Source organism: Diaphorobacter sp. (assembly GCF_050251835.1).
Lineage (GTDB): Bacteria > Pseudomonadota > Gammaproteobacteria > Burkholderiales > Burkholderiaceae_C > JBFXIE01.
This window is the reverse complement of record NZ_JBFWLZ010000001.1, coordinates 142,035-159,022: the sequence shown is the minus strand read 5'-3', so window position 1 is coordinate 159,022 and position 16,988 is coordinate 142,035. Positions and strand designations below refer to the sequence as shown.

Sequence of the window (16,988 nt, the reverse complement as noted above, 5' to 3'; positions counted from 1 at the left end):
TTCCGGCCATGATCGATGGCCGGAGCAACGATTCTTTTGCATTTAGAGCTCCCAATGAATTCGGACCATCTGATCATCGTCGAGAAACCAAGCGATTTTCGCTGGAGCGACCCAGACATGGAGGTCGTCACGGCAGAACACTTCCTTGCGGATGGCCCGCGAATACGAAGCCGGCCGCGCAAGATCATCAATTTGTGCCGTAGCTACAGTTACCTGAGTGTCGGGTACTACTGTTCGCTGCTCGCGGAGGCTCGCGGAGATCGAGTGACTCCGAGCGTCGAAACCATCCTGGATCTCGCACGCCGCAAGCCGCAGGCAAGCATGCTGCCGACGCTGAACTCCCTTGTCGGCCCGCTGAAAGAGGTTCCTCGATCAGTCCGCAGCCTCACCCTGCACGTGTTCTTCGGAGAAATAGAGGACCCGCAGCTTGCCAATCTTGCCCGCAAGAGCTTCGAAATGTTCCAGTGCCCGCTATTGGAGATTGAAGTGGAGCGCGCAGCCAAGTCGGAAGTGTGGGAGGTCGCGGCCATACAACCGCTCAAGCCTGCGGACATCAGTGCGGAACAGGATGGCGTCTTTACGCGAGGCCTCGCCAAGTTCACCCGAAGGACCTGGAATCCAGCTCCGCGACCCCGCACGTACCGCATGGCGGTCGCCATACTGCATGACCCGAAAGATCCTCTGCCTCCATCGAACCTGAAAACACTGAGCAAGATTGTCGATATTGGAGAAGAGCTTGATATTTCCGTCGAATTGATCGAAAAGAAAGATTTTTCTCGCTTGACCCAATTCGATGCCTTGTTCATCCGGGAAACGACTGCAGTATCTGATCACACGTTCCAGTTTGCACGCAAGGCAGAAATGGCCAATATGCCTGTGATTGACGATCCAACGTCGATCTTGCGATGCACCAACAAGGCGTATCTTGCAGAACTTCTGAAAGGCCACGACGTGCCGACACCTCAGACGTTCTTGTTGAGCAAGCACAGTCTGAACACGGCGGCCAGATTGCTGCCTTATCCGGTGGTGCTGAAGGTGCCTGATGGCGCCTTTAGTCTCAGCGTCAAAAAGGCGGAGGACGCGACGCAATTGGTTGAGATCGCGCGTGAAATGCTCAAGGAATCCGACGTCATTCTGGCACAGGAGTTCATGTATACACCCTTCGATTGGCGGATCGGTGTTTTGGATGGCAAGCCGTTATTCGCGGCGCGCTACCACATGTGCAAAGACCATTGGCAGATCATCAAGCACGCCGCCAACGGCAATTTCCAGGAGGGGCGCGTTGAATCCGTCCCGTTGTCGGACGTGCCCTTATCGATACTGGAGCTGGCGAGTAAATCGGCAAATCTAATCGGCGATGGACTCTACGGCATTGACATCAAATCCAACGGAGAACAGTCGTTTGTTATTGAGGTCAATGACAATCCAAACATCGATATTGGCATGGAAGATGCCCACGAGGGCGATGAAGTATATCGAAAAATATTGCTTCATCTGCTTTATCGCTTTGAACTGCGGCACAACATTTCTACGAATAATGGTGCTGGCAATCTCACACAGAGTTCACACCACGCCGAGTCGAAATCCGTGATCAGCGTTCATTCATCCTTACATGGCAACCCGGATGCCAAGAACGCTTTGAAAATTGGAAAAAAAGTGGATGGAGAGAAACTTTCCGTCTCGCCTTGAATAGCAGCGTCGCCAGCTCATTTTTCAAGTGATTGCTGGACTTTGCGTTTGCAGTAAGCTGCGGGGCCTCTTGCCGTGGCCTCTTCGCGCTTGCGGTCCGACAGATGCAGCGAAGAACTCAATGCAGGCAGCATGCTGTTCTTGCAGATGACCTGCACTCATCACTTGGCTCGAAGTTACCAAGGCCGTCTGAAGATATGTGGCCCGATGTGCTTGAGATTAGGAAATAAGGTACATGGAACTACGCCATCTTCGTTGCTTTGTCGCATTGGCCGAGGAATTGCACTTCACACGCGCTGCTGAGCGCCTACATATCGAGCAGCCGCCATTGTCGCGAGCGATCAAAGAGCTGGAAGACGAACTGGGGGTTGTGCTCTTTGATCGGGATCGCAGAGGTACGCGCCTGACAGCAGCCGGAGCTGCATTCTTGCAAGACACTCGCCGACTATTCACGGTCTTGGAACAAGCGCAAGAGAATGCCAGGGCCATCGCAGCAGGTAGGCGGGGCAGCCTGCGCATCGCCGTATCCGATGGAGCTCTCGATCCCCGACTGTCAGCATTCTTGGCTCGCTGCCGTGTGGAAGAGCCGGAAATGGAGATACGTATGTGCGAAGTGCCCTTGGCCGAACAGTTGCGCGGGCTTCGGTCGGGCGACTTTACGATCGGTCTCGCGCACACCGATGAAGTCAGCGATGGCATTGTCGCCGTGCCAATCTGGCGAGATCCAATTGTGATCGCTTTGCCCGCACTACATGAGTTGCTTGCCCATAAGGAGATTCCACTTCATAAACTGGGAGGCCACCCACTTGTGTTGTGTGACCCGCGGATATGCGAGGGCTACTGCCGCGAGCTGACTCGACTCCTGGGGCCAGTGGGGAATCAGAATGTCGTTGAACACGTGTCCTCACTGGACATGATGCTGACTCTGGTGGGAGCAGGTTACGGCGTCGGCTTTATCTCTGCAAACAAGATTCCGGTCAGCCAACGTCAGGATGTAGTGATCCGCCCCCTGGCGGTGAAATCAGCAGTAATCACTACTTACCTACTACGATCAGCAAGTAGTGACTTGAGTGCTTCATTGGAGCGTTTTATTTCCCGACTGCGTGAGGGTTTCGACGATCGACTGAAATAATTTTCTCACGAATCAGCGCTTAAACTCAGATTGTGTTCGGTTGCGGCCATAAGCTCGGCCGCACTTATTCCGAGTGCTATAGAAATTTTCAGTATGAGCGGAAGCGTAGGTACATGTTCTCCACGTTCAATTTTTCCCATATGCGAGCGTGCAATGCCTGCCCTAGAAGCGAACTCATCCTGTGCGACGCCTTGCGCGACGCGAGCCGCGCGCACGGCCTGTCCGAATGCCAATGCTGGCTTGGAGTCATACGTGGTTGTGCCAGACGGACGTCCAGGCTGAATAGTGGTCTTCTGCATCGGCAGAAGGGTCGATCAAACTGCGAAAATTAACCACGTTAAGTTTGGAGACGTTAAACTTCTCTCTTTCCCGTCATGCTAGCTCGCACCTCGACCTGCCTAGCCTCTCTTCTGCGCGGCGCTTATGCACAGCATCACCAGCCGATCATCCCGCCTCCGGCTTGCCATCGCGCCGGGTGTGCCGTCGTTTCAGCTCTCCAAGTTGCTGGCCCTACAGCGCGCAGAAGAGCCAAACGTCAGGCTCACGTTTTCTGCGGTAACAGGTGACGAATTGGTCGCGGGTATTCAGGACGGTCGCTACGACGCAGGAATGTCGCTTCAGGGGGCCAGCGACCCAGGCCTCAAGACGCAACCTTTGTGGGCCGAGAGCATGGCTGTCGCCGTGCCGCTGCGGTTCCATTTACTCGACCGGGCAAAGCTCACCGTCGCCGGTCTTCAAGACTACCCGATCTATCGCTGGCAGGCCGAGGACTGTCCTCTGCTGGATGGAAGGCTGGCCTCCCTCATGCCGTTGGACGAGGAGAACATCCAGCGGGTGACTTCATTCGAGATGCTGGCGCTATGGGTTGCGGCCGGCTATGGCATCGGGGTATCTGCGCAAACGCGCATCGAGCGTGCCCACGGCTGGGGTATCACCATGCGACCGCTCGCCGACGGCCCCTATGAAATCGTGACCTACCTGCAGCGACGCCACGCGCAAACCGACTCCGCTTCGGAGCGGTTCGAGCGCAGAGCGATGCAAGTCGCCGGGGCCGAAGCCACGTAATAACATCCCTACGGCCGGAGCTATGACCCCGGCCGTAGTTTGAAGGGGGTTAGGCCCCCTCAAGTACTGCCGCGCTGTCCACCAGCCGACGGACGCTCAGCCGCACATCCTCGGGAATGGGCCGCAAGGCAACGGCCTCGGGCCCATCCTCGTGGCGCTGGTAGTCACCCATGATGACGCGGATGATCGCGGGCACGTTGGTCGGCGTGACCGCATCGATAGCCGCACGATCACCCAGGTCGGGGTGAGGCTCGGTCAGCATGCGGTACAGCTCCCACGAATCCGCGTGCAGGCATTGGTTCATGAGCACTTGGGCCAGCTTGTGCTTGAGCGGTACCAGTTGCCAGTCGGGAACCCGCTGCCCCCGGTTGCCCAGGCTGATCGACAGGAGCTTGCCCGCCTTCAGCTCGCGGTTGATCTGGTCCTTGGACTTGCCGGCCAGCTTGCCGAACAGAGGAACCGGCAGATTGTTCGGCGACTCGTAGACGGCCAGCATTTCCTCGCGCTCGCGCTGGATCGCTGAGACTTCCGGCTCCGGGGCATGCATCGGAGGCGGCGGCACCTGCGACAGCCGCTGGAACGTGATTCCGCCGCTGTTGGGGGTCACGACGATGGGCGTGGCCACCACCGGCGGCACGCCGGGGACAGCGGGCTCGGCCGCCGTGGGGGCGGCACCCACCGCACCCAGCGCTTCCTCCACTTCAGCCATCGCCGGCACGCCGTCGATGCGGATGGTCAGGTGCGCACTCGCGGCTTCCACTTCGCCCTGTTCGAGCAGGTCGAGGCGATCGGCCCAGTCCTGCATCATCCGGCGGCGGGGCTCCACGTACTTGGCGTGGTTGTAGGCCGAGCTGACCTTGTTCGGATCGGAGTGCGAAAGCTGTGCGTCCACCCAAATCTTCGGGTAGCCGATCTCGTTGAGCGCCGTCGAGATGGTGCCGCGGATGCCATGGCCGGTCAGGCGCCCCTCATACCCCATGAGTTGCACGGCCTTGTTGAGGGTGTTCTCGCTGATGCGCCTCTTGAGTTCGCTGCGGTGCGACAGCAGGTACTTCTGCGCCGGCCGCATCACGCCCAGGAGATAGCGCACGATCTCGATGGCCTGCAGGGACAAGGGCACGATGTAGGGCGGCACGTCCTGCGGCCGCTTGCCGGCCTTGCGCATTTCGTCCTGGAGCTGCTTGACGACCTGCGGCGGGATGATCCACAAGCCGCGGTCGAGGTCGAATTGCTCAGGTTCGGCCAGCCGCAACTCGCCCGTGCGCACCCCCGTCAGGAACAGCAGACGGACGCCAAGCTGGGTCTGCCAGCCACGGGGGTTGTAGAGCCGGAGCTTCTGAAGGAACTCTGGCAGTTCGGGAAGGTGCAGGTAGGGGTTGTGCGCCACCGGAGGCTTGGGTTCAGCTACCACGTCCAGGTCCGCAGCCGGGTTGACGTCCAGTCCCTCTGCAATGACCAGGGCATAGCGAAACATCTGGTTGAACCAGGTGCGCACCTTCTCGGCGGTGGTGAACGCCTTGCGCTTCTCGATCGCCGCCACGACGCCCACAAGCTGGGGCCGGCGAATGTCGTAGATCGACATCTTCCCTAGGGTGGGCAGCACGTCCTTGTTGAAGATGCGCAGGATCTGCGACAGCGTGCTCTGGCGGCCTTCCTTGAGTTCCTTGCGGCGATGCTCGACCCAGGCATCAAAAACAATCTTGAAGGTGTATTCGCCCGCCAGCTTGGCTGCGTGCCGACGCTGGTCGCGTTCGATTTGAGGATCGACCCCCCGGGCGAGCAGGGCCTGGGCCTTGTCCCGCTCCGCGCGGGCCTCGCGCAGGCTGAGGGCGGGATAGCCGCCGAGGGACAAGCGCTTCTGCTTGCCCAGCCAGTAGTAGCGGAAAATCCACGACTTGCCGCCTGCGGCAGAGACCATCAGGCCCAGGCAGTCGTTGTCGGAGAGGGTGTAGCGCTTGCCGGTGGTCCTTGCCTGCCGGACGGTCAGATCAGAGAGTGCCATTTCGAGGCTCCTAAGTTATGACTTAGGCCTATGCTCGTCATGGTTCCCGCTCAGCCCCAGCAACTATCCGGCAGCCGTCCCAACCGCATTCTTGTGCCTCAATTGGTCACTCAAAAACGCTGGCTGTGGGTGGATTTCCGTGGCGCTCGCTGGAATGAAAAAAGGGGCCGAAGCCCCTCTTTTCAACGACTTACAGACGTCAGTGGAAGTCTGTAGATCATAACTTGGAGCGGGAAATCGGTCTCGAACCGACGACCTCAACCTTGGCAAGGTTGCGCTCTACCAACTGAGCTATTCCCGCGTTTATCGAAGCCTTGCATTATATAACGCTTAGCGCCGATGAACTGAATTGTAGCGTAGTTTTTTGATGCGCCAAGAGAAACCACGCAACTTTTCCATCAATGTTTCACAGAACCGCGCGCCACCTCATCGCCCGCGGCGACTGGCACTGACGCTGCCACTTCCTCGTCGGTCAGCGCAATGGGTTTGCGCTCCAGCGCCACTTCCAGCACCTTGTCGATCCACTTCACCGGCACGATCTCCAGGCCGCTCTTGACGTTTTCGGGGATCTCCTGCAGATCCTTCATGTTCTCCTGCGGGATCAGCACCGTCTTGATGCCCCCACGCAGGGCAGCCAGCAGCTTTTCCTTCAGACCACCAATCTCGGTGACCTCGCCACGCAGGGTGATCTCACCGGTCATGGCCACATCGGCCCGCACGGGAATGCCCGTCAGCGCGGAGACAATGGCCGTGGTCATGGCAATACCGGCGCTCGGTCCGTCCTTGGGTGTCGCCCCATCCGGCACGTGGATGTGCATGTCACGTTTTTCAAACGCGTCATCGCGAATGCCCAGGGCGCGTGCGCGGCTGCGCACCACGGTGCGCGCTGCCTCTACCGACTCTTTCATCACGTCGCCCAGCGAACCGGTGCGCGTGATGTTGCCCTTGCCGGGCATGGTCGCCACTTCAATGGTGAGCAGGTCACCGCCCACCTCGGTCCATGCCAAACCGACCACCTGACCAATCTGGTTTTGCTGCTCGGCACGGCCGTAACTGAATTTGCGCACGCCCAGGTAGTCGGCCAGGTTGTCTGCAGACACCACCACCTGCGACCGCACCTGCTTGAGCTGCAATGCTTTGACCACCTTGCGGCAAATTTTGGACAGCTCGCGCTCGAGCGAGCGCACGCCCGCCTCACGCGTGTAGTAGCGCACGATGTCCCGCACCGCAGAATCGGCCACCTGCAGTTCCTCGTCCTTCAGACCGTTGTTGCCCATCTGTTTGGGCAACAGGTACCGGGTGGCGATGTTGACCTTTTCGTCCTCGGTATAGCCGGAGAGGCGGATCACCTCCATGCGGTCGAGCAAGGCCGGCGGAATGTTCATCGAATTGGACGTGGCCACGAACATCACGTCGGACAGGTCGAAGTCCACCTCGACGTAGTGATCGCCGAACTTGTGGTTCTGCTCGGGATCGAGCACCTCCAGCAGCGCGCTGGATGGGTCGCCCCGAAAATCCATACCCAATTTGTCGATCTCATCGAGCAAAAACAGCGGATTGCGCGTGCCCGCCTTGTTCAGGCTTTGCAGCACCTTGCCCGGCATGGCGCCAATGTAGGTGCGGCGGTGGCCGCGAATCTCGGCCTCGTCGCGCATGCCTCCCAGGGCCATGCGCACGTACTTGCGGCCCGTAGCCTTGGCAATCGACTGCCCCAACGACGTCTTGCCCACGCCCGGCGGGCCCACCAGGCACAGAATCGGCGCCTTCACCTTGTCCACGCGCTGCTGCACCGCGAGGTATTCGAGGATGCGATCCTTGACCTTCTCGAGGCCGTAGTGGTCTTCGTTGAGCACCTGTTCGGCGTGCGCCAGGTTGTGGTTGACCTTGGTTTTCTTGCTCCACGGCAAACCGGTGAGCACATCGATGTAATTGCGCACGACTGTGGCTTCGGCCGACATGGGCGACATCAGCTTGAGCTTCTTGAACTCGGCCTCCGCCTTCTTGCGCGCCTCGACGGGCATCTTGGCGGCCTTGATCTTCTTCTCGATCTCTTCGATGTCGGCGCCCTCTTCGCCTTCGCCCAGCTCCTTCTGGATAGCCTTGACCTGCTCGTTCAGATAGAAGTCGCGCTGGTTCTTTTCCATCTGGCGCTTCACACGGCCGCGGATGCGCTTGTCCACGTTGAGGATGTCCACCTCGCGGTCGAGCTGCTCAAAAAGGTTCTCAAGCCGCTGCTTGATGTCCGCCAGGTCAAGCACAAGCTGCTTGCTCTCCAGCTTCAGCGGCAGATGTGCGGCAATGGTGTCGGCCAGGCGACCCGGATCATCGATGCTGGAGATCGAGGTCAGTATTTCTGGCGGGATCTTCTTGTTCAGCTTGACGTACTGGTCAAACTGCTGCATCACGGCGCGGCGCAGGGCCTCGATTTCGCTCGGCCTGGCATCTTCGCCTGCGGGCTGCACAGGGGTCACCGTCGCAGTGAAATGCGACTCTTCGTCATGCACCGCCGCCACTTGGGCTCGCTGCTGGCCTTCCACCAGCACTTTGACCGTGCCGTCAGGCAGCTTGAGCATCTGCAGGATGGTGGAAACGCACCCCACCTCGAACATGTCGGAGACCTGGGGTTCGTCTTTGGCAGCCGCCTTCTGGGCGACCAGCATGATGCGGCGGTCGGCATCCATGGCCATTTCGAGGGCCTTGATACTCTTGGGACGCCCCACAAACAAGGGAATCACCATGTGTGGAAAGACCACCACATCGCGCAATGGCAATAGTGGCAGATCCAGTGGCGTGGCGGGCAAGGGCGTATGTCCGGACATGGGCAATCCTCAGGTAAGTCCATGGAATATTGTCCACGGACATTGATTTTCAACCCTGCGACACATCCGCAAAGGGTTGACGGCAGGCCGACGCGACAGCAAGTCACCACACATCAGGTGACCCGGCCGCTCTCAGGCAGATTTGGCCGCCTCGTGATAGACCAGCAAGGGGGCCTTGTTTTCTTCAATGGTGACCTCGTCCACCACCACCTTGTCCACATTGGAGACATTGGGCAGGTCAAACATGGTGCCAATCAACGCCTGCTCCAGGATGGAACGCAGCCCCCGCGCACCGGTCTTGCGCGCAATCGCCTTGCGGGCAATGGCCCGCAGCGCCGCGGGCCGGATCTCCAGGTCCACGCCCTCCATGGCAAGCAGTTTGCCGTACTGTTTCACCAGCGCGTTCTTGGGCTCGGTGAGGATTTGCACCAGCGCTTCCTCGCTCAGTTCGGCCAGCGCCGTCACCACGGGCAGGCGGCCCACCAGTTCGGGAATCAAACCGAACTTGATCAGGTCTTCCGGCTCGATGTCCTGAAAAACTTCTGTCAGAGACCGCTGCTGCTTGCTGCGCACGGCGGCACCAAAGCCGATGCCCGAGGCCTCGGTGCGGTTCTCGATGACTTTTTCCAGCCCCGCGAACGCACCACCGCAAATGAACAGAATGTTGGTCGTGTCGATCTGCAGAAAGTCCTGATTCGGGTGCTTGCGCCCGCCCTGCGGCGGCACGCTGGCCATGGTGCCTTCGATGAGCTTGAGCAGCGCCTGCTGCACTCCCTCGCCCGACACGTCGCGTGTGATGCTGGGGTTGTCGGACTTGCGCGAGATTTTGTCGATCTCGTCGATGTACACAATGCCGCGCTGCGCGCGCTCCACGTCGTAGTTGCAGCTTTGCAGCAGCTTCTGGACGATGTTCTCCACATCCTCACCCACGTAACCGGCTTCGGTCAGCGTGGTGGCGTCTGCCATCACGAAGGGCACATCAAGCATGCGCGCCAGCGTTTGCGCAAGCAAGGTTTTGCCCGAACCCGTCGGGCCGATGAGCAGGATGTTGCTCTTGGACAGCTCGACATCGTCCTTGCCCGCCTTGTCCTTGTGACGCAGGCGCTTGTAGTGGTTGTACACCGCTACCGCCAGGGTGCGCTTGGCCGTTTCCTGACCAATCACATAGTTGTCGAGATTCGTCTTGATCTCGACTGGCGTGGGCAGATCGCCGCGGCCGTCGCGGGCAGCCTCGCCCGCGGGCAGTTCATCGCGAATGATCTCATTGCACAGGTCAATGCACTCGTCGCAAATAAAGACTGACGGACCGGCGATCAGCTTCTTCACTTCATGCTGGCTTTTGCCGCAAAAAGAGCAGTAAAGGGTTTTTTCGCTGGAGGAGCCTTTTTTATCGGCCATGGGAGCAGTGCCTTATGACAGGGATGTTGTCAAGATAATAACGAAACAAAAAAGGGCGCTCCCCGTGAGGGAAACGCCACGCCCGGCAAGCCACAAGCTCAGGAACGCTTGGAAACCACCTGATCGACGATGCCGTAGTCCTTGGCCTCGTCAGCGGTCATGAAATAGTCGCGCTCGGTGTCCGCCTTCACTTTCTCGACCGGCTGGCCGGTGCGCTCGGCCAGGATGCGGTTCATCTGCTCCTTGGTGCGCAGAATGTCGCGTGCGTGGATCTCGATGTCAGTCGCCTGCCCACGCGCACCGCCCAGCACCTGGTGGATCATGATCTTGGAGTTGGGCAACGAAAACCGCTTGCCCTTGGCGCCCGCTGCCAGCAAGAAGGCGCCCATGCTGGCGGCAAAGCCGCAGCACAGCGTGGACACGTCGGGCTTGATGAACTGCATGGTGTCGTAGATCGCCATGCCTGCCGTCACGCTGCCGCCGGGGGAGTTGATGTAGAACGAGATGTCCTTGTCGGGGTTCTCGCTCTCCAGAAACAGCAGCTGCGCGACCACCAGATTGGCCGTCTGGTCATTGACCTCGCCCACCAGGAAGATCACGCGCTCTTTCAACAGGCGCGAATAAATGTCGTAGGACCGCTCTCCGCGGCCCGATTGCTCGATGACCATGGGGATCATGCCCAAGGCCTGCGTTTCCAATGCGCTCATACGTTTCTCCAGTCAGGCGGATACTGTACCCAGAAAATGAACTGGGGCTTGTGCCGTAAAGCACAAGCCCCGCAAGGCCCACCCGCCTCACCCTTACCCGGGGCTTGAGGCACGGGGAGGGCAAGCAGATCAGGCCTGACCCATCAGTTCGTCGAAAGACACCGCCTTCTCGGTCACCTTGGCCTGGCTCAGCACGAAGTCGGTCACATTGTTCTCGACAACTACGGCTTCCACCTCGGCCAGGCGGTTGCGGTCGCTGAAGTACCAGCGCACCACATCCTCAGGCTTTTCGTAGCTGGCGGCCAGCTCGTCGATGTGGGATTTCAGTTGCTCTGGCTTGGCATGCAGGTTATTGGCGCGCACCAGCTCGGCCACCACCAACCCCAGACGCACACGGCGCTCGGCCTGGGGGCGGAACACATCTTCGGGAATCTCGGCCTTGTCGGCATCCTTGATGCCGCGCTGCTTCAGTTCGGCGCGTGCGCCTTCCAGCAGGCGGGCGATCTCGGCCTGCACGCTGGCGTTGGGCAGATCCAGCTCTGCCTTGGACAACAACGCGTCCATCGCCGCCTGCTTGTTGCGCGCCAGCAGACGGAACTTGACTTCGCGTTCCAGGTTTTTCTTGATGTCGGCACGCAGGCCTTCCACGGTGCCGTCGGCAATGCCCAGCGACTTGGCCAGCTGCTCATTGAGCTCGGGCAGATGGGCTGCCTCGATCTTCTTCACGGTGACCATGAAGTCGGCCGTCTTGCCGGCGACGTCCTTGCCGTGATAGTCCTCGGGGAAGGCCAGCGGGAAGGTCTTGCTCTCGCCCGACTTCATACCGCGCACGGCATCTTCAAACTCCTTGAGCATCTGGCCTTCGCCCACCAGAAACTGGAAGTCCTCCGCCTTGCCGCCCTGGAATGGCTCACCGTCGATCTTGCCTTCAAAGTCCACCGTGACGCGATCGCCGTCTTCGGCGGGCGCGCCCTGTGCGCGCTGGGCGAAGGTGCGGCGCTGCTTGCGCAGGATTTCGACGGTCTTGTCGATGGCGCCGTCTGTCACTTCGGCAGACAGCTTTTCCACCTCGGCGGCGGTCAGATCGCCCAGCTTGATTTCAGGGAACACCTCGAACACGGCATCAAAAGTGACCTGACCTTCCGGCGCGCCCTCTTTCTCGGTGATGCGCGGCTGGCCTGCCACTCGCAGGTTGGCCTCGTTGGCGGCCTGGGCAAAGGCCTCGCCGACCTTGTCGTTCAGCACCTCGTACTGCACCGAATAGCCATAGCGCTGGGCCACCACGCTCATGGGGACCTTGCCGGGGCGAAAGCCATCCATCTTCACGGTACGTGCCAGACGCTTGAGGCGCGAGTCCACTTCGGTCTGGATGGTGGTCAGGGGCAGGCTCAGCGTGATCTTGCGCTCGAGCTTTTCAAGGGTTTCAACAGTTACGGCCATGGTTGTTCCTAGGGTCTGGGTGTGGACCTTGCACGCTTGCAGTGCAAGCCTGCACCACGCTCCGCCAAAGTCTCACGTTGGTGCGCGGGGGGGGACTCGAACCCCCACACCATTGCTGGCGTCAGGACCTAAACCTGGTGCGTCTACCAATTTCGCCACCCGCGCTTCTCTCATGCCACCCGGGTGACTGGCACAGCTGGCCACCCCGGTGAAATTAGGTAAAGCGGCGGATTTTAACCACTTGCACCCAACCCTCAAGCGCCATCGCCTTCAAGCGCCTGCGGATCGGGCCTGCGCACCCTGAACCACGCTGCATACATCGCGGGCAGTGCCAGCAGCGTGAGCACCGTGGCCACGACCAGGCCGCCCATGATGGCCACGGCCATCGGCCCCCAAAACACGCTGCGAGAGAGTGGAATCATGGCCAGCACCGCCGCCGCCGCCGTGAGCACGATGGGCCGCAGGCGCCACACCGCTGCCGCCACGATGGCGTCCCACGCCGGCACGCCGGCCGCGCGGTTGAGCTCGATCTGGTCAATCAGGATCACCGAGTTGCGCTGGATCATGCCCATGAGAGCGATCACCCCCAGCAGCGCTACAAAGCCGAAGGGCCGGTTCAATAGCAGCAGCGCCGCAGCCACCCCCGCAATCCCCAGCGGGCCGGTCAGGAACACCAATGCCGATCGGCTGAAGCTATGGAGCTGCAGCATGAGCAGCGTGAACACGATGAACAGCATGACGGGAACGCCCGCCACGATGGAGGCAGAGCCCTTGCTGCTTTCTTCCACCGCGCCCGCGACCTCGATGCGCACGCCGTTTTCGCCGGCCTCCTGCCAGCGTGCCTCCAGCGCACGCAGCTGCGGCAACAGTTGCGCCGTGACGGTGGCGCCTTGCAACCCCTCCACCAGATCACCCTGCACGGTGATGGCGTAGTTGCGATTCCAGCGCCACATGACGCCCGGCTCCCAGGTAAACACGAGTCTGGCGATCTGGGTGAGCGGAATGGAGCGGCCCGAAGCCGTGGGCAGGTAGGCGTTGCCGATGTCGGAGATCGCCTCGCGCTCGTCCTGCGCCTGGCGCAGCACGATCTCGATGAGCCTGTCGCCCTCGCGGTACTGCCCCACCGTGGTGCCGCTGAACATGATGCGGGACGCCTGCGCGATGGACTGGCTGGTCACCCCCAGCGCGCGCGCCTTGTCCTGGTCCACCTCCAGGCGGATCACCTTCACCGCTTCGTTCCAGTTGTCGTTCACGCCAATCAGGTTGGCGTTGCCGCGCATCAGCGCCTTCACCTCGTCGGCGCGCTCGCGCAGCGCGGCCGGGTCGCTGCCCACCACGCGAAACTGCACCGGGTAGGGCACGGGGGGGCCGTTGGGCAGCAGCTTGACGCGCCCACGCGCCTCGGGAACCTCCTCGGCCAGCACGCGATGCAGGCGCAGGCGAAGTGACTCGCGCTCTGGCAGGCTCTTGGCCAGCACGATGAACTGCGATACGTTGGGCTGGGGGAACACTTGGTCCAGCGGCAGGTAAAAGCGCGGCGTGCCCGAGCCCACCCAGGCGGCCACGCTGGCCACCTCATCCTGCTCCATCAGGCGTTGCTCCAGCCGACGCACCACGGCCTCATTGGCGGCAAAGGATGTGCCCTCGGGGAACCACAGTTCCACCATGATTTCCGGCCGGCTGGAGTCCGGAAAGAACTGCTGCTGCACGCGTCCCAGGCCCGCCAGCCCCAGCGTGAAGATGACGGCAGTAGCGCCGATGGTGATCCAGCGGTGCGCCACACACCAGTCCACCATCTGCCGAAAGCGGTGGTAGAACGGCGTGTCGAACAGCTCGGGCGGCGGCGCGTCAGGCGCATGACTGGCGTGGGGCTTCACCTTCAACAGCAGTGTGCCCAGGTAGGGCACGAAGTACACCGACACGATCCACGACAGCACCAGAGCGATCACCGTCACCGCAAAAATCGCGAAGGTGTACTCACCCGTGACCGATCTGGCGATACCGATGGGCAAGAAACCCGCCGCCGTGATGAGCGTGCCCGTCAGCATGGGCTTGGCCGTCACGTCATACGCAAACGTGGCGGCGCGCACCTTGTCGTAGCCCTCCTCCATCTTGCGCACCATCATCTCGACGGCAATGATGGCGTCGTCCACCAGCAGGCCCAACGCGATGATCAGCGAGCCCAGCGACACCTTGTGCAGCCCGATGCCCAGGTAGTGCATGGCCAGGAAGGTAACCGCCAGCACCAGCGGAATGGTGATCGCCACCACCAGCCCCGGGCGGTAGTCCACGTGCCAGCCAAAACGACCCCCCTTGTGCAGCCCCAGCGAGATGAAGCTCACGGCCAGCACGATCACCACGGCCTCGATCAGCACCTGGATGAACTCGCCCACCGACTCGGCCACGGCTGCGGGCTGGTCCTGCACCTGGTGCAGCTGCACGCCGGCCGGCAGCCGTGCCTGGATGTCGGCCGCCGCGGTACGCAGCGCCTTGCCCAGACGGATGATGTCGCCGCCCTTGGCCATGGAGATGCCCAGGCCGATGACCTCGTGCCCCTGGAAGCGCACCTTCACCCCCGGCGGTTCCACATAGCCCCTGCGCACCTCGGCAATGTCGCCCAGACGCAGCTGCGCGCCTGAGCCTCCGCGGATCGGCATCGCGCGCAACTGCTCCACGCTGGTGAACTGGCCATCCACGCGCACCTGCACCATGTCCTGCGGCGACTGGATCACGCCCGCGCTCTCCACCGCGTTCTGCGCGCCCAGTTGCTGCAGCACGGCGTTGAAGTCCAGCCCCAGCTGCGCCAGGCGCTTTTGCGAGACCTCGACCCAGACGCGCTCCTCCTGCACGCCAAACTGCTCGACCTTGGCCACGTCCTTCACGCGCAGCAGCTGCTGGCGCACGTCGTCGGCAAAGTCCTTGAGCTCGGCGTAGCTGAAGCCTTCGCCCTGCAACGCATAGATCACGCCAAACACATCGCCAAACTCGTCGTTGAAAAACGGCCCCTGAATGTTGCCCGGCAGCTGACTGCGCATGTCGCCTACCTTCTTGCGCACCTGGTACCAGACGTTGGCCACCTCTGCGGGCCTGGACGAGTCCTTGATTTCAAAGATGATCTGCGACTCACCCGGCTTGCTGTAGCTGCGAATCTTGTCGGCATAGGGCACCTTCTGCAGGGTGCGCTCGATCTTGTCGGTCACCTGCTCGGCCACCTGCTGCGCCGTGGCGCCGGGCCAGTAGGTGCGCACCACCATCGCGCGAAAGGTGAACGGCGGGTCTTCGTCCTGCCCCAGCTGAAAGTACGCGGCAAAGCCCAGCAGCATCAGCACCACCATCAGGTAACGCGTAAGCGCCGCATGCTCCAGCGCCCAGCGCGACAGATTGAAGCCCGGCTTGGGCTGCGTCTGCTGCATGGCGGCCCCTTTAGCGCGCAGCGGCGGGTGGCGCTGGCGCTTTCATATTGATAGCTGGTAGCGCTGGATTCATAAGGGATTCAGGCACTTTTGGCTTATATGCCGTCACCCGCTGCCCCGGCGACAGCACATGCACGCCCGTGGCCACCACTTGCATGCCGGGGCTCAGGCCGGCGGCAATCACGGCCTGGTTGCCGTCGGCCGCGGCGATCTGCACCGGCTGCGGGCGCACGGTGCCGCCCGCGTCTGCCAAGCCTGCCGCGCCTGCCTTGTGGGGCTCAAACACCCACACCACCGTCTGCCCGCCCTCCTGCCCCAGGGCGCTCGTGGGCAGCTTGATGGCCTGCGCGCCTTCTGCGGCCGGCGCCAGCGCCTGCGGCGCCGCATACACCGTGGCGCCCAGCGGCGGCAGGTCGGGGCCATCCACCGCCACCTTGACGACAAAAGTGCGCGTCACCGGGTCGGCACTGGCCGCCACCTCACGCACGCGGCCCTGCAGCAGCGCACCGGCCGACCAGGCGCGCACCTGTACCGGCTGGCCCACGCGCAGCTGGCCCACCTTGTCCTCGGGCACCGCAAATACCGCATCGCGTGGGCCGTCGCACGCAACGCGCACCACCGGCGCGCCAGCGGCCACCACCTGGCCGGGCTCGGCATCCACGCCGGTCACCACGCCCGCCGCATCGGCCACCAGGCGGGTGTAGTCAGCCTGATTGCCCTGGGCGGCCAGCTGCGCACGCGCCTGATCCAGCGACGCCTGCGCTGCCTTCAGCTGGGCCTGGCGGCGATCCAGCTCGGCGCTGCTGATGAAGTTCTCGGCCCGCAGCCGGGAATAGCGCTCAAAGTCTGCCGCCGCCAGGTCGCGCTGCGTGCTGGCAGCAGCGACCTGGGCGCGCGCGGCCTGCGTGGCCAGCTCGTAGTCGCGCGGATCCAGCTGGGCCAGCACCTGGCCGGCCAGCACGTGCTGGCCCACCTCGGCCTGGCGCTGCACGATCTTGCCGCCCACGCGAAACCCCAGGCGCGACTCGATGCGCGCGCGCACCTCGCCCGCGTATTCCGGATGCATCTGCAGCGGCGCCACGCCCACCGCGAGCAGCTTGACGGCGCGCACCGGCTCGGGCACGGGCTCACTGCGCGAGCAACCGGCCAGCACCACGGCAGCCAGCACCCACATGGCCGGCGCCGCCAGCGCCGCGTCCCGGCGCGCACGCTGCCCCCCCCGAAAGCCCGGCAAGCACAAAAAAACCCCGTTGCGGGGCTGTCGTAGATGCGGCCACGGCAAGGCCGGTACGCGCGGTGCAGCGGGTGTGCTCATGAAAAAGT

Annotated in this window: 11 protein-coding genes and 2 tRNA genes; 3 read left to right on the top strand and 10 right to left on the bottom strand. The window is 61.9% G+C overall.

Features of this window, described 5'->3' with window-relative positions:
- Window positions 1-54 precede the first annotated feature (54 nt).
- Both AB7E35_RS00785 and AB7E35_RS00780 read left to right on the top strand, forming a co-directional pair.
- Complete coding sequence (locus tag AB7E35_RS00785) at window positions 55-1,689, top strand: RimK family protein (protein WP_083566149.1); 1,635 nt, start codon at window positions 55-57, stop codon at window positions 1,687-1,689.
- 235 nt (window positions 1,690-1,924) lie between these two features.
- On the top strand, window positions 1,925-2,821 hold the full coding sequence (locus AB7E35_RS00780; protein WP_072293020.1) for a LysR family transcriptional regulator: 897 nt from the start codon (window positions 1,925-1,927) through the stop codon (window positions 2,819-2,821).
- Between the two features lie 5 nt (window positions 2,822-2,826).
- Here the strand turns inward: AB7E35_RS00780 and AB7E35_RS00775 are convergent, their stop codons facing one another.
- Entirely contained in the window at window positions 2,827-3,120 is a 294-nt protein-coding gene (locus tag AB7E35_RS00775) for a helix-turn-helix domain-containing protein (RefSeq protein ID WP_072293021.1), read from the bottom strand.
- 124 nt (window positions 3,121-3,244) lie between these two features.
- Between AB7E35_RS00775 and AB7E35_RS00770 the strand changes: the two genes are divergently transcribed.
- Window positions 3,245-3,886 (top strand): substrate-binding domain-containing protein, encoded by a 642-nt coding sequence (locus tag AB7E35_RS00770; protein WP_072293022.1) that lies wholly within the window; start codon window positions 3,245-3,247, stop codon window positions 3,884-3,886.
- A 49-nt stretch (window positions 3,887-3,935) separates the two neighbouring features.
- Here AB7E35_RS00770 and AB7E35_RS00765 read toward each other — a convergent pair whose 3' ends face one another.
- The 9 genes from AB7E35_RS00765 to AB7E35_RS00725 all read right to left on the bottom strand — a co-directional run bounded on the left by AB7E35_RS00765 (window position 3,936) and on the right by AB7E35_RS00725 (window position 16,980).
- On the bottom strand, window positions 3,936-5,888 hold the full coding sequence (locus AB7E35_RS00765) for a tyrosine-type recombinase/integrase (RefSeq protein WP_428166895.1): 1,953 nt from the start codon (window positions 5,886-5,888) through the stop codon (window positions 3,936-3,938).
- 225 nt (window positions 5,889-6,113) lie between these two features.
- Window positions 6,114-6,189, bottom strand: a tRNA-Gly gene (locus tag AB7E35_RS00760).
- A gap of 97 nt (window positions 6,190-6,286) precedes the next feature.
- Window positions 6,287-8,707, bottom strand: coding sequence for an endopeptidase La (gene lon / locus AB7E35_RS00755; protein WP_428161816.1), 2,421 nt, complete (start codon window positions 8,705-8,707; stop codon window positions 6,287-6,289).
- A gap of 132 nt (window positions 8,708-8,839) precedes the next feature.
- Complete coding sequence (gene clpX / locus AB7E35_RS00750; RefSeq protein WP_428161817.1) at window positions 8,840-10,105, bottom strand: ATP-dependent Clp protease ATP-binding subunit ClpX; 1,266 nt, start codon at window positions 10,103-10,105, stop codon at window positions 8,840-8,842.
- A 98-nt stretch (window positions 10,106-10,203) separates the two neighbouring features.
- Window positions 10,204-10,812 carry an ATP-dependent Clp endopeptidase proteolytic subunit ClpP gene (gene clpP / locus AB7E35_RS00745; protein WP_428161818.1) on the bottom strand — a complete coding sequence of 203 codons (609 nt, stop codon included), beginning with the start codon at window positions 10,810-10,812 and terminating at the stop codon, window positions 10,204-10,206.
- 129 nt (window positions 10,813-10,941) lie between these two features.
- Window positions 10,942-12,252 (bottom strand): trigger factor, encoded by a 1,311-nt coding sequence (gene tig / locus AB7E35_RS00740; RefSeq protein ID WP_428161819.1) that lies wholly within the window; start codon window positions 12,250-12,252, stop codon window positions 10,942-10,944.
- 78 nt (window positions 12,253-12,330) lie between these two features.
- A tRNA-Leu gene (locus AB7E35_RS00735) sits at window positions 12,331-12,417 on the bottom strand.
- Window positions 12,418-12,506: 89 nt separating this feature from the next.
- Window positions 12,507-15,665, bottom strand: a complete 3,159-nt coding sequence (locus AB7E35_RS00730) for an efflux RND transporter permease subunit (protein ID WP_428166894.1) — start codon at window positions 15,663-15,665, stop codon at window positions 12,507-12,509.
- Between the two features lie 10 nt (window positions 15,666-15,675).
- Entirely contained in the window at window positions 15,676-16,980 is a 1,305-nt protein-coding gene (locus tag AB7E35_RS00725) for an efflux RND transporter periplasmic adaptor subunit (protein ID WP_428166893.1), read from the bottom strand.
- Window positions 16,981-16,988 lie beyond the last annotated feature (8 nt).

Coding starts and splice junctions, on each gene's coding strand:
- AB7E35_RS00785 (WP_083566149.1), top strand. CDS start 55: ATGAATTCGGACCATCTGATCATCGTCGAGAAACCAAGCGATTTTCGC.
- AB7E35_RS00780 (WP_072293020.1), top strand. CDS start 1,925: ATGGAACTACGCCATCTTCGTTGCTTTGTCGCATTGGCCGAGGAATTG.
- AB7E35_RS00775 (WP_072293021.1), bottom strand. CDS start 3,120: ATGCAGAAGACCACTATTCAGCCTGGACGTCCGTCTGGCACAACCACG.
- AB7E35_RS00770 (WP_072293022.1), top strand. CDS start 3,245: ATGCACAGCATCACCAGCCGATCATCCCGCCTCCGGCTTGCCATCGCG.
- AB7E35_RS00765 (WP_428166895.1), bottom strand. CDS start 5,888: ATGGCACTCTCTGATCTGACCGTCCGGCAGGCAAGGACCACCGGCAAG.
- lon (WP_428161816.1), bottom strand. CDS start 8,707: ATGTCCGGACATACGCCCTTGCCCGCCACGCCACTGGATCTGCCACTA.
- clpX (WP_428161817.1), bottom strand. CDS start 10,105: ATGGCCGATAAAAAAGGCTCCTCCAGCGAAAAAACCCTTTACTGCTCT.
- clpP (WP_428161818.1), bottom strand. CDS start 10,812: ATGAGCGCATTGGAAACGCAGGCCTTGGGCATGATCCCCATGGTCATC.
- tig (WP_428161819.1), bottom strand. CDS start 12,252: ATGGCCGTAACTGTTGAAACCCTTGAAAAGCTCGAGCGCAAGATCACG.
- AB7E35_RS00730 (WP_428166894.1), bottom strand. CDS start 15,665: ATGCAGCAGACGCAGCCCAAGCCGGGCTTCAATCTGTCGCGCTGGGCG.
- AB7E35_RS00725 (WP_428166893.1), bottom strand. CDS start 16,980: ATGAGCACACCCGCTGCACCGCGCGTACCGGCCTTGCCGTGGCCGCAT.